The organism is Pontibacter sp. GD13 (genome assembly GCF_058216355.1).
Window position 1 is genome coordinate 490,099 of sequence record NZ_JBYZMQ010000002.1, and the last position, 13,132, is coordinate 503,230.

8 protein-coding genes are annotated in these 13,132 nt (G+C 49.7%); 6 read left to right on the forward strand and 2 right to left on the reverse strand.

Annotation, left to right across the window (positions count from 1 at the left end):
- The first annotated feature begins 8 nt into the window (after window positions 1-8).
- Entirely contained in the window at window positions 9-2,444 is a 2,436-nt protein-coding gene (locus AC4BAN_RS05755; RefSeq protein WP_490563422.1) for a TonB-dependent receptor, read from the forward strand.
- A gap of 14 nt (window positions 2,445-2,458) precedes the next feature.
- Here AC4BAN_RS05755 and AC4BAN_RS05760 read toward each other — a convergent pair whose 3' ends face one another.
- Window positions 2,459-3,331 carry a DUF2911 domain-containing protein gene (locus AC4BAN_RS05760; protein WP_490563423.1) on the reverse strand — a complete coding sequence of 291 codons (873 nt, stop codon included), beginning with the start codon at window positions 3,329-3,331 and terminating at the stop codon, window positions 2,459-2,461.
- A gap of 434 nt (window positions 3,332-3,765) precedes the next feature.
- Entirely contained in the window at window positions 3,766-3,996 is a 231-nt protein-coding gene (locus tag AC4BAN_RS05765) for a hypothetical protein (RefSeq protein WP_490563559.1), read from the reverse strand.
- An 837-nt stretch (window positions 3,997-4,833) separates the two neighbouring features.
- Here AC4BAN_RS05765 and AC4BAN_RS05770 point away from each other — a divergent pair.
- The 5 genes from AC4BAN_RS05770 to hisB all read left to right on the forward strand — a co-directional run bounded on the left by AC4BAN_RS05770 (window position 4,834) and on the right by hisB (window position 13,129).
- Window positions 4,834-8,394: an MBG domain-containing protein gene (locus tag AC4BAN_RS05770; RefSeq protein WP_490563556.1), complete on the forward strand. Its 3,561-nt coding sequence runs from the start codon at window positions 4,834-4,836 to the stop codon at window positions 8,392-8,394.
- Between the two features lie 356 nt (window positions 8,395-8,750).
- On the forward strand, window positions 8,751-9,602 hold the full coding sequence (hisG, locus tag AC4BAN_RS05775; protein ID WP_490563424.1) for an ATP phosphoribosyltransferase: 852 nt from the start codon (window positions 8,751-8,753) through the stop codon (window positions 9,600-9,602).
- Window positions 9,599-10,891: a histidinol dehydrogenase gene (hisD, locus tag AC4BAN_RS05780; protein WP_490563425.1), complete on the forward strand. Its 1,293-nt coding sequence runs from the start codon at window positions 9,599-9,601 to the stop codon at window positions 10,889-10,891. The genes hisG and hisD overlap by 4 nt, the downstream gene beginning before the upstream one ends.
- Window positions 10,884-11,927 carry a histidinol-phosphate transaminase gene (gene hisC / locus AC4BAN_RS05785; RefSeq protein ID WP_490563426.1) on the forward strand — a complete coding sequence of 348 codons (1,044 nt, stop codon included), beginning with the start codon at window positions 10,884-10,886 and terminating at the stop codon, window positions 11,925-11,927. Before hisD ends, hisC begins: the two co-directional genes overlap by 8 nt.
- Before the next feature lie 98 nt (window positions 11,928-12,025).
- Window positions 12,026-13,129, forward strand: coding sequence for a bifunctional histidinol-phosphatase/imidazoleglycerol-phosphate dehydratase HisB (gene hisB, locus AC4BAN_RS05790; protein ID WP_490563427.1), 1,104 nt, complete (start codon window positions 12,026-12,028; stop codon window positions 13,127-13,129).
- Window positions 13,130-13,132 lie beyond the last annotated feature (3 nt).

Below are 13,132 nucleotides of genomic sequence, written 5' to 3' on the forward strand. Positions count from 1 at the left end.
ACTGGCTTATGCTGAAATATTTACCGGTATGGTTGCTTATACTGTTGCCGTTAGGTGTTTCAGCACAGCAGGCTGTCGTTAAGGGCAGTGTGCTGATCGGTGACAGGCAACCGCTAGAGCTTGCCACCATCGGGGTGCTGGGCACCACGCTTGCCACCCAATCCAATGCCCAGGGCCTGTTTCAGCTGCAAGTGCCGGCTAACCAAAAAATCACGTTGGTGGTCCGTTACCTGGGGTTTAAGGAAATAGCGAAAAGCTTGCTGCTGGCGCCCAACGAGATCGCCGAGCTCGAATTCATACTGGATCCTGATCCTAAAAAACTGGGCACTGTGGAGGTGAGGGGCAAGAACCTGAACGACACCCGCGAGCAGGTGAGCATGACCAGGCTGGACCCGCGCCTGACGCGCAACCTGCCTTCCGCCTATGGCGATTTCAACAAGCTACTGGTAACACTTCCGGGGGTGGCCAGCAACAATGAGCTCTCCAGCACCTACTCCGTAAGAGGGGGCAATTACGATGAGAACCTGGTCTACGTAAATAACATCGAGATTTACCGGCCTTTCCTGATCACGGGCGCGCAGCAGGAGGGCTTAAGCTTTGTAAACCCAGACCTTGTCAGCGACATCGCGTTCTCCTCTGGCGGCTGGCAACCCAAGTATGGCGATAAGCTTTCCTCGGTGCTGAGTATTCAGTACAAAAAACCCGAAAAGTTTGCTGCCTCTGCTGCCGGCGGCCTGACAGGCGGATCTGTTCACCTCGAATCCGCCTCAAAAAACAAGCGTATGACCTACCTGCTGGGTGTCCGGCATAAGAACGGGCAGTACCTGCTACAGGGGCTGCAGGTTAACGGCGAATACAGACCCAGCTTTTCGGATGCACAGGCATATGTTACCTATGACCTGAGCAAAGCTCTGGCGGGGCGCGGCAGAACAACCTTGGGCGTTTTGGCCAGCTACGCCCGCAATCGCTACCTGGTTATACCCGAGAACAGGGTAACTACCTTTGGTACCAGAAGCGCCCCCCTGCGCTTGTACGTGGGTTTTGATGGGCGGGAGTTGATGGAGTACAACACGTTTCAGACGGGTTTAAACCTGCGCCACCAGTTCTCGGATAATTTTACCAGCGAATTTATACTTTCGGGAGTACAATCCAGGGAACGGGAGTTCCGCGATGTGGAAGCGGGTTACAGGTTGAGTGAGGTAAGCGTGAATGCCAACAACCTGGGTGAGGAAGAGCGTACAAGGGGAGTAGGCAGTCAGTTTGACCATGCCCGAAACACGCTGTTAGCCCGCATCGCTACTTTAGAAACCCGTAATACCTGGCAAACCAGCCAGCACAGCGCAATTCAATTCGGGCTAAAGGCAGGCAGTGAGAACATTGATGACCAGATATCAGAGTATGGCTTTGTAGATTCCGCCGATTTTGTTAACCAAACCTACCTGCTGCAATCAGACCTGGCGCTGCACAGCATGCGCTACAGCGGGTACCTGCAGCATACTTTTGAAGTCGACTCCCTGAAAACGGTTACCTACGGCATCAGGGCCACTTACTGGGACTATAACCAGCAGGCGAACGTCTCGCCACGCGTGCAGTATTCCTTCATCACGCGCCGTAACCCCGATCTCTCTTTTAAAGCGGCTGTCGGGTTATACGTGCAACCCCCTTTTTACAGGGAGCTGCGTGATTTTAACGGGCAATTGAACCCACAGATCAAAGCGCAGCGCTCCCTGCACGCCATTGTTGGCTCCGATTACCTGTTCAAAGCCTGGAACCGCGACTTTAAATTCACTGCCGAAGCCTATTACAAACACATGACCAACGTGATACCTTACGACGTGGACAATGTGCGCTTGCGGTATTATGCCAGAAACAACGCAAAGGCCTATGCCACAGGCCTGGACATGCGCGTGAACGGGGAGTTTATAGAGGGGGCTGAGTCGTGGTTGAGCCTGGGACTGATGCAGACAAAGGAGAACGTAACCGGCGACTCTACCTTTGTGTATTCCGGTAGCGGAGACATTACAGGCAAAACAGAACTGGGCTATTTGCGCAGGCCCACGGATCAGTTGATGAACATCGGGGTATTTTTCCAGGATCATTTGCCCGATAACCCCACCATCCGCATGTACCTCAACCTGGTGTATGGCAGCGGACTCCCTTTTGGTCCGCCGAGGCAACCGGAGTACCGGAATGCCTTTAACGGTAAGTCGTATAAACGCCTCGACATTGGCTTTTCAAAAGTGATCGTGCTAGAAAGTGAGCTGCTGGAGCGCAAAAAAGTAGCCCTTCAGAGTCTTTGGATAGGGCTGGAGGTACTCAACCTGATCGATGCCCGGAACAGGGTATCTTATACTTATGTGCAGGATGTGAACGGTTTAACCTACGCTGTGCCTAACTTCCTGACCGGAAGGCGCTTGAACTTAAGGTTCGTGGCGAAGTTTTAACACTGCCCTAACGTTTAGTTGGTCCTGATTTTTTTCCAGCTATTATAAGCCGACTCAATTTCTTTGGCATAGGTTTTATAGGAATCGGGCTCCGAAGTGCCGAGCTTCATGGCCTGTGCTGTCAGCTTTGTGGCCATTCCATACTCTTTGTTCAGGGCATAAAGTTTAGCCTTGATCCAGCTGTTAAAAAAGTTTTCTTTAATTGCGATGGACCTATTCACCCACTCCAGCGCTTTTTGGTGGTGTTCGCGCCGGGGCAGCATATACTCCGCGCTTTGCGCCCATATGTACCAGTCGTTCGGTTCGGCCTTTGCCAGCGCAGCCTGAATGTTGGCCAGCGCCTTTTTCTCGATCTCCGTTTCGATGTTGATCGTTACCTGCTTGTTTTCCCAGGCCAGGTTTAACTTACCGGAATTGGTGCCAATATCTGTGAAATTGAACTGCATGGTTTCCTGGAAAGGGGCATCCTGGGGTTTTATATCCAGGTAGGCTACATCGTTCAGTTCGCTATACCCTTCCAGTCCCCAGAGTGTGGTATCCTTGTTTAACACCACATGCCAGAGCGAATCGTTTACAGGCAACAGGAAGAAAGAATAGGTTCCGGCAGGCACCCGTTCGTTGTTCAGGAATAATTCATCCTCAAAATGGATGAGAGTAGCCTCGTTGGCGCCAGCACGCCATAGTTTTCCGTAAGGCACCAGGCCTCCAAACACTTTACGTCCTTTTACACCCGGCGCATGATAGCTGACCGTAATATCGGTTAAACCAATGGTTTGTTTTATAAAAGCCGCGGGGCTGGCCTGTGGTAAATTAAGCTGGGCAGTAGCCTGGACAGAAAAAAAACACAGGACACTTAAAAAAATAATACTTAAAAATGGCTGCTTCATTATATAGGTAATTTGCACTACAGGGTATAAGCTTTAACCGTAAAAACTGTGCCAAAGCGTTGCAGGGGCAAATTTAAACAGAAATGTTTACCTGCACTCCATGTGTAGATATTTTGCTATAAAAATCCATTTAAAATACAAGACTTATTTAGTTAAAAATATTTTATTATTTAAGTGAATAATACAACCTTTTGAACTTTTGCATGTATAATTCACTTAATAGTTTAAATTAATACTAATTCCCCACAAAACTTTAATTGATTTCAACTTTGAAGTATGCTTTTTCCTAATAGGAAAGGCATTCTTATATGCGCTAATCCCAAGTGAAGGGATTAGTGAAGGCTCTAAGCGTGATGCTCTATGGCCACAAGCAGCTTTAACCACATCCTATATTATTAACTACTAACTATTTACGAAGTATGAATTTAAAATTTTTACTGAACCGAAAAATTACGGAGCACCTCTTTGGCCAGCGCCTCCTGCTGATCACCCTGCTCTGTTTGTTTGCTGCATTTGGGGTGCAGGCGCAAACGGTTACGACTGACAAGGATGACTATTCTCCTGGCCAGTATGTAACGATCACCGGATCGGGCTGGCAGCCCGGCGAAAGGGTAGACTTCAGTTTTGAAGAAACACCTAAGCCAGCTACCTGTGTCAATCCGCACGATTTGTTTGCTATTGCAGATGCGGAAGGCAATATTTTTAACAATCAGTTTTTAATTAAGGAAAACCACCTGGGGGTGGCATTTGTATTGACGGCTAAGGGCGAGTCTGGAAGTATAGCAGTAGCTCATTTTACGGATGCTGGAATCGGTAATGTTACTGTGGTTAACTCTACATTTTGTATAGGAGGACCTATTTCTGTTAATTTTGAAAAGATAGCTGCCAAAAACAATAATGTTACTGGTCAATTTGAAGCAGGTGCTACATTTATAGCAGAACTCACAAACACAGCAGGAACAATTATTTTAGGAGAAATAGGGCGGATAAAAGATAATGATGGAGGTAATGGAACATTAATTATAAATGGAATTATTCCATCTGCTGTTACAGGTTCTACATATCGAGTGAGAGTAAGGTCGATCGATCCTATAACAAACAATGCTATCAATACAGTCAATCTTCAGGTAAATCTATCTCCTACTACTGCAGATGCAGGACCTGATCAGACCTCTGTCACTGGAATATCAACTAATCTAGCTGGTAATGCACCACAAATAGGAACAGGAAACTGGACTATAGTTAGTGGAACAGGAGGTACTATAGCTAGTCCAACGAATCTTAATTCTCAATTTAGTGGAGTTGCTGGAAACTCTTACACGCTTCGTTGGACAATTAGCAATGGTTCATGTACGTCATCTGATGATGTTGTAATTTCTTTTAGTAATGTAACTGCAACTACTATAACTGCCGGAAATGCAACAGCTGTTTATGGAAATGCCTCTGTTTCACTGAGTGCTTCTGTTACTCCGGCCGCTGCCACTGGTAGCGTAGAATTTATTGTGAATGGTGTTTCAGTAGGAACTTCTGCAGTTACTTCCGGCACTGTTTTATTTGCTTATAACCTGAATGGAGCAAATGTAGGTGACTATACTGTAAGAGCAAATTTTACAGGAACAGGCGTTTATACATCAAGTACTAGTTCACCAAGTGCCAATGGTACATTAAAAATAACTCCAGCACCAGCCACCATCACAGTAGCGGGTTTGTCTAAAACCTATACTGGCAGCGCACAAGGAGCTACTGTAACTACCTCCCCAGCTAACCTGGCCGTGAACGTTACGTATGCTGGCGCTGCTACTGTACCCACAAATGCCGGATCCTATGCAGTGGTTGCAGCATTAAATAACAGCAACTATGCAGCTACAAACGGAACAGGCACCTTGGATATTGCCAAGGCTCCGACCACCACGGCAGTTTCTGTAAGCGGCGGCACCTACAACGGAGCGGCCTTTGCGGGCACAGCAGGCGTAACTGGCGCTGGCGGATTAAGTGCTTCTCTGCCCGTTACCTATGCAGGTGTCGCGCCGACAGTATATGCCGCTTCTACCACAGCGCCTGTGAATGCGGGTACTTATACGGCTACTACAACATATGCCGAAAGCGCCAACCACTTTGCTTCTTCCGACAGCAAGACCTTCGCCATCGGCAAGGCTGCCACGACTACTGTTGTAACGCTTGCTGCTGGTCCTTTCACTTACACGGGTTCGGCCATTACGCCAGCCACCGTAAGCGTCACAGGCCCCGGCCTGAACCTGACTCCAGCGGCTGCCTATGCAGAAAACATCAACGCCGGCACGGCCACGGCCAGCCACAGCTATGCAGGTGGTGAGAACTATCTTGCTTCCTCCGACAGCAAGACCTTCACGATCGGCAAGGCTGCAAACAGCATTTCATTCACAAATCCTGGTGCTCAGACGTATGCGCCGGCTGCTACAGTAAGTTTAAATGCAACAGCTGAATCGGGCGCTTCGGTTAGCTTTGCCGTTACCAGCGGAAATGCGACAGTCAACGGTTCCACGCTAACCATTGAGGGTGCTGGAAGTGTGACGGTACAAGCTTCCTCCGCCGCCACAGCAAATTATTTGGCCGCTGCGGATAAGTCTGTGACTTTTACTGTGAACAAGGCGACTGCTACTTTAACACTGGCTAATCTGTCCCATACTTACGATGGCACTATCAAGTCTGCAACCGCCACTACTTTACCAGCTGGTTTGTCTGGAGTAAGCATCAGCAACAACGGCAAAACAAATGCCGGCACCTATGCCGTGACGGTATCCCTGGATAACGCTAATTATCAGGCTGAGAATGTAACAGGTGATCTGGTAATTGAAAAAGCTGATCAGGTGATCACCTGGAACAACCCTGCTGACATCACGTACGGCACGGCATTGTCTGACACCCAGCTAAACGCCTCCGCACTTGGAGGAGCAACTCTAACATACAGCCCGGAGGCAACCACAGTGCTGGGTGCGGGAGCGCACACCTTATCAGTGAGTGCCGCTGCTACTGCTAACTACAACGCAGGCACGATGGAAGTGACGCTGAGAGTAGATAAAGCAAATGCTTTGATTGATGTAATTGGCTATACCGGCATTTATGACGGAGCTGCGCACGGCGCCACAGGTTCTGCCATAGGCGTGAAAGGTGAGACTTTAACAGGTCTTGACTTAGGCGCAAGCTTCACCAACGCTCCAGGCGGCACGGCCAACTGGAAGTTCACCGACGTTACAGGCAACTACAATGATGCCAGCGGCACAGCCAGTATCGTCATCAACAAAGCCGCTTCTGCTACGGTCGTAACCATTAATGGCGGTCCTTTTACGTACACAGGTTCTGCGATCACGCCAGCCACAGTGAGCGTAACCGGTGCAGGTGGTCTGAGCTTGACACCAGCGGCGACTTATGCAAACAACGTGAATGCGGGCACGGCCACGGCCAGCTACAGCTATGCTGGTGACGCCAACCACGAGGCCTCCTCGGGCAGCAAGACCTTTGCCATCAGCAAGAAAACGGCTTCTGTAACTGTTGTTTCTAAGACAAAAGAGTATGGTGCTACTGATCCAGTTTTCACGGGTTCGTTGACGGGTTTCCTGGCTGGCGACAATGTGACTGCTTCTTATGCACGTGCAGCTGGCGAAACGGTTGCCGGTGGCCCTTACGCCATCACCGCCACGCTAATCCCAGCGCAAGTTCTGGGCAACTACGAGATCACCAACACGTCTGGTGAGCTGACCATCGGCAAGAAAACATTGATCCCAGTAATCGCAGCTAAAAACAAATTATTTGATAATGCTACCACTGCCACCTTATCGAGTAAAGGGGTAGAAGGTGTGATTGTGGGGGAGACTGTTGGGCTTTCTGTGACCGCAGCAAATTTTGCTTCTGCTGTTCCCGGAACGCACACAGTTACGGCTACTGGTTTAAGTCTTGTTGGCGCGGAAGCTGTGACTCAGAACTATGAGCTTCCGACAGGTGCCAGTGCTACAACAACAGCCACAATTTTTGCGATTCCAAGTGTTACGGGTTTATCCGTATCAGCCCCTGTAGCTATTAAGAGTAACTCTTTAGCTAATGTTACATTCGGCCCTGATACCAACTATGATGGATGGAAAGTAACCTTTCCTGCAGGTGTAGCCAGCAGCCAGGTAAGCATTACAGAAACCAGTAATCAATTAACCATTAATAGTGATGTTGTTGGCGTGTTTACGGTGCAGGTTAGATATAAGGATGGATTAGGAGATTCTTACAGTTCAGAGCCTGTTTATGCTGTCTTTTATGATCCTACAGCTGGTTTTGTAACAGGTGGCGGCTGGATTAATTCTCCTATTGGTACATATCAGTACATGATGGTATCAGACAAGGCGAACTTCGGATTTGTCTCTAAGTACGAGAAAGGAGCCAACAAACCTTCTGGAAATACAGAGTTCCAGTTTAAAGCCGGTGGCATGAATTTCAAGAGTACGGTTTACGACTGGTTAACTGTGGCTGGTAGCAGAGCGCAATACAAGGGTTCTGGTACCATAAACGGCACCGGCGACTATGGTTTCATGCTTACTGCCGTTGATGGAGATTTAGGAAATACCAAAACAGATGACCTGTTCAGGATTAAGATTTGGGACAAGAACACAGGAACCGTCGTGTACGATAACCAGCAAAGCGCATCTGACGATCCGGCATCTTTAACTGCAAGTTCAGGTACCACAATTGGTGGGGGTTCCATCGTGATACACCAACCAAATATCAAAGGCGGCTCAACAACCGGCAAGCTTATCACCGAAGCGAAACCAGCCATGGACGAGAGAGGCAGCTTCTACAACTTCCCGAACGCATTCTCTGACAGAACAACCATCGCTTTCTCAGTAGACCAAGAGCAGAGTTACCTGCTTGAAGTGTACGACGTGAAAGGAGCCCTGGTGAAGAAGGTAAGTATGGGAGTGGCTGAGGCCAACACGCTGTATGAGTTTGAGGTAGATGGCAGAAACCTGGCAGAAGGCATTTACATTGCCCGACTGGTTACTGGCTCTAAATCTCAGAGTCTGAAGATGATCCTCAAGAAGTAAGCTACAGGTTTATTGCCTGACCTAACGTGCAAAGCGCCGGTTCCTGTAAAGGGGCCGGCGCTTTGCATTTTAGGTCAGGCAAATTATGGGAGGATTAAAAACATTTTGCTAAATATGAAGTTTATATAAAAATCCTGCTACATTTGCAGCACAGTATGAGCATCAACAACAACGATATTCTCTTCACTACCCCGGCAGCGCCTGCTGCTCATGGCTCAACTGTGCATTTCCATCACATCCATCATTCCTCGTAAGAGGAAGATAAGCACCATATAGCCCCCCAGGGATTAACCCTATCTATACTTTGCAAAGCTGCAAAGCGTATAATCATTTTCATTAAACTCAAACTATACTATATGCTTCGTATTGCCATTCAAAAGTCAGGCAGACTAAGTGAAGACTCGCTGAAACTGATCAAGGAATGTGGTATTTCCTATGTAAACAGCAGTCTTAAGTTAAAAACTGAATCCACCAACTTCCCGCTCGAGATCCTGTACCTCCGCGATGATGACATACCCGGTTATGTGGCCGATGGCGTGGCAGATATCGGGATTGTGGGCGAGAACGTACTGGTAGAGGAGGGGATGCAGCGCTTGGCCGTTGAGCAACTGGGTTTCTCCAAATGCCGCCTGTCACTGGCTGTGCCCAAGGGCGATACCTACACTGGTATTTCTGAACTGCAAGGGAAAAACATTGCCACATCCTACCCAAACCTGCTGAGGGCTTATTTGACCGAAAAAGGCGTAGAAGCGCACATTCACACGATCAGCGGCTCTGTAGAAATTGCCCCAAGCATTGGATTGGCCGATGCCATTTGTGATATTGTGAGTTCCGGCAGCACCCTGATCAGCAACGGTTTGAAAGAGGTGGAGCGCGTGTTTAAATCGCAGGCAGTGCTTATAGCCAACCAGGAGCTGAATGCGGAGAAAAGCCAGATACTGGATAAACTCTTGTTCAGGATCCATGCCGTGCAGCGCGCCCAGCGCGCCAAGTACATTTTGCTGAATGCGCCAAACGACAAGGTAGAGCAGATCAGCGCCTTGCTTCCCGGGGTTAAGTCTCCTACCATACTTCCGCTGGCAGAATCAGGCTGGAGCTCGCTGCACTCAGTCGTGAACGAAGATGATTTCTGGGAGATCATCGAAAAACTGAAAGACGCAGGAGCGCAGGGCATCTTAGTTGTACCGATCGAAAAGATGATCATATGATCCGTAAAATAATAAACCCGGATGCGGCCACCTGGCATGAGCTGGTGAAACGCCCGGTAAAGGATTTGGACGAGCTGGAAGCAGGCATCAAAGATACCTTCCGGCTGGTGCAAGAGCAGGGGGATGAGGCGTTGCTGCAACTCGCTGAGAAGTATGACGGGGTACGCCCCGGTCAGCTACTGGTAAGCCGGGATGAACTGGCCGCTGCGGACGCAGCTATACCTGCCGCGCTGAAAGAAGCCATATTGCAAGCCTACAGCAACATACAGATGTTCCATGCGCAACAGGCCGAGCAGATGCAACCCATCGAAACCATGCCTGGGGTGGTGTGCTGGCGAAAGAGTGTCGCCATCGAGAAAGTAGGTTTGTATATTCCGGGCGGAACGGCGCCTTTGTTCTCTACGCTGCTGATGTTGGGGGTACCGGCCAAACTGGCTGGCTGTGCTGAGATCGTGTTATGTACACCTCCAAACAGCAAAGGAGAAGTGCACCCCGCCATACTTTACACAGCAGCCCTGCTAGGCATTACCAACATCGTAAAAGCAGGAGGGGCACAAGCAGTGGCTGCCATGGCCTTTGGCACAGAAAGCGTGCCTGCCGTGAGCAAGATATTCGGGCCGGGTAACCAGTATGTAACCGTAGCCAAGCAACTGGTGAGCCGGCTGGGTGTGGCCATTGACATGCCCGCTGGGCCATCAGAAGTGTTGATCATGGCCGATGAGGCTGCCAATCCGGCTTTCGTTGCTGCGGACCTGCTGTCGCAGGCGGAGCACGGAGCCGATTCGCAGGTAGTATTGCTGACTACTTCAGAAGACTTTCTGGATAAAGTAGGGCAGGAGTTGGAGAGGCAGCTGAGAGAACTGCCACGCGAGGTATTTGCCGCCAAAGCACTGGAGAATAGCATGGCCATTGTATTAAGCTCAACCCAGCAAATGCTGGCCTTCTCTAACCTGTATGCGCCGGAGCACCTGATCCTGGCGGTGTCGGATTTTGAGCGGGTGGCAGAGGGCGTGATCAACGCAGGTTCTGTTTTCCTGGGCAACTATACCCCGGAGTCGGCAGGAGATTATGCGTCGGGCACAAACCATACCTTGCCTACCAACGGTTTTGCCCGCGTCTACAGCGGTGTGTCGCTGGACAGTTTCATCAAAAAGATCACGTTTCAGCACATTTCGCAGCAGGGCCTGCAGAGCATTGGCCGCACCGTAGAGGTAATGGCTGAAGCCGAAGGCTTGCAGGCCCATAAAAACGCTGTTTCTATCAGATTAAAGGAGATTGGTAATGTTTAACCTCGAAAGTATCGTACGCCCGAACGTACTCCAAATGAAACCCTATTCATCAGCCCGCGATGATTTTAAAGGCTCTGCCAGCATCTTTCTTGATGCCAACGAAAACAGCCTGGGCAGTCTGGCTGGGGAGAATTACAACCGCTACCCCGATCCGCACCAGAAAGAGCTCAAAACGCTGATCGCGGAGATGAAAGAGGTGCGGCCGGACCAGGTTTTCTTAGGCAATGGCAGCGACGAAGCCATTGATCTGCTTTTAAGGGCATTCTGCCGTCCGGGCCAGGACGCGCTTTTGTGCCTGCCACCCACCTATGGCATGTATGAGGTGTCCGCCAACCTGAACGAGGTTCGCATAGACACGGTACAGCTGACGCCGGATTTTCAGATTCCGGTGCAGGAGGTGCTAGAAACTATCACACCTGAAACGAAGCTGCTTTTTATCTGCTCCCCAAACAACCCCACCGGGAACAGCATCCGCACAGAAGACATCGAAACGCTACTGGGTGGGTTTAACGGCCTGGTGGTGATCGACGAAGCTTACATTGATTTTGCCGATACCCCCAGCTGGACCACCCGCTTGAACACGTATCCGAACCTGGTTATCCTGCAGACTTTCTCAAAGGCCTGGGGCATGGCCGGGTTGCGTTTGGGAATGGCCTTCGCCTCAGAACAGATTGTTGCTTTATTGGATAAAATAAAGCCGCCCTATAACATCAACGAAGCCACGCAAACACTGGTGCTGCAGGCTATCGACAAGACCGAAGTGCTGAAAGACATGGTGGAGGAGATCGTGCAGGAACGTAAACTGCTAATGAACGCCCTGCCCACCCTGAACCCAGTTGAGATAGTTTATCCATCCGATGCCAATTTTATACTTGTTAAAGTAACAGATGCAAAGGCTGTGTATAAACATTTGCTGGACAGAGGCATAGTTGTTCGTAATAGGTCTGGCTTGCCGGGGTGTGAAGAGTGCATCCGCATATCCATTGGCACCCTGGAGGAGAATCAGGAACTATTAAAAGCATTGGCGGAGTTTTAGAAATCGCATCATGTAGGTCGGTTCGCGTTGCTCTACAAGTTACTTTATGTGCTGAAGAGCAGGATTCGAAATACGTGTTACTTGATACATATAAAAAAATGAAAAAAGCATTATTTATAGATCGCGACGGCACCATACTGGTTGAGCCGAAAACCGATTTCCAGGTAGACTCCTTTGAGAAATTCGCCTTCGTTCCGAAATCCATCCGAAACCTGGCGAAAATTTACCAGGAACTGGATTATGAGTTCGTGATGGTGACCAACCAGGATGGATTAGGGACCGACGCTTATCCGGAAGATACTTTCTGGCCGTACCAGAACAAGATGCTGGAGATCCTGGAGACAGAAGGCATTCAGTTTGATGATATCCTGATCGACCGCAGTTTTGAGCACGAGGGACTGGAATCGCGGAAGCCCGGAATCGGGATGATGAAGCGGTACCTCGAAGGCGAGTACGACCTGGCAAACAGCTTTGTGATCGGTGACCGCCAGACAGACGTGAAACTGGCGCAGAACCTGGGTGCCCGAGCCATCTTTATCGGGGAAAGTAAAGCACCAGGCGCCGATTTGAGCACTGAAGATTGGGACGAGATCTATACTTTTCTGAAGCAGCAGAAAGCAGGTCGTCGGGCTAGCGTACGCCGCACAACCTCAGAAACGGAGATACAGGTGGATCTGGACCTGGATGGAACCGGTAAAATGGATATAAGCACCGGTCTTGGCTTTTTTGACCACATGCTGGAGCAGGTGGCCAAGCACGGTAAGCTAGACCTGAGCATACGGGTAAAGGGCGACCTGCACATAGATGAGCACCACACCATTGAGGATACCGGACTGGCCCTTGGAGAGGCTTTCCTGCAGGCGCTGGGCGATAAGCGCGGCATCAGCCGCTATGGGTTCTTCCTTTTGCCTATGGATGAGGTGCTGGCGCAGGTAGCCATCGATTTCAGTGGCCGCCCCTGGGCAGTTTGGAAGGCTGATTTTAGACGGGAGAAAGTAGGGGACATGCCCACAGAGATGTTCTTTCACTTTTTCAAGTCCTTCTCGGACACGGCAAAGGCTAACCTCAACATAACAGTAGCGGGCGACAACGAACACCACAAGATAGAGGCAATATTCAAGGGCTTTGCCCGCGCCATCCGCATGGCTGTTGCCCAGGATCCGAACGATACCTCCATCCCGAGCACGAAGGGGATATTGTAAAAA

Coding starts and splice junctions, on each gene's coding strand:
- AC4BAN_RS05755 (WP_490563422.1), top strand. CDS start 9: ATGCTGAAATATTTACCGGTATGGTTGCTTATACTGTTGCCGTTAGGT.
- AC4BAN_RS05760 (WP_490563423.1), bottom strand. CDS start 3,331: ATGAAGCAGCCATTTTTAAGTATTATTTTTTTAAGTGTCCTGTGTTTT.
- hisG (WP_490563424.1), top strand. CDS start 8,751: ATGCTTCGTATTGCCATTCAAAAGTCAGGCAGACTAAGTGAAGACTCG.
- hisD (WP_490563425.1), top strand. CDS start 9,599: ATGATCCGTAAAATAATAAACCCGGATGCGGCCACCTGGCATGAGCTG.
- hisC (WP_490563426.1), top strand. CDS start 10,884: ATGTTTAACCTCGAAAGTATCGTACGCCCGAACGTACTCCAAATGAAA.
- hisB (WP_490563427.1), top strand. CDS start 12,026: ATGAAAAAAGCATTATTTATAGATCGCGACGGCACCATACTGGTTGAG.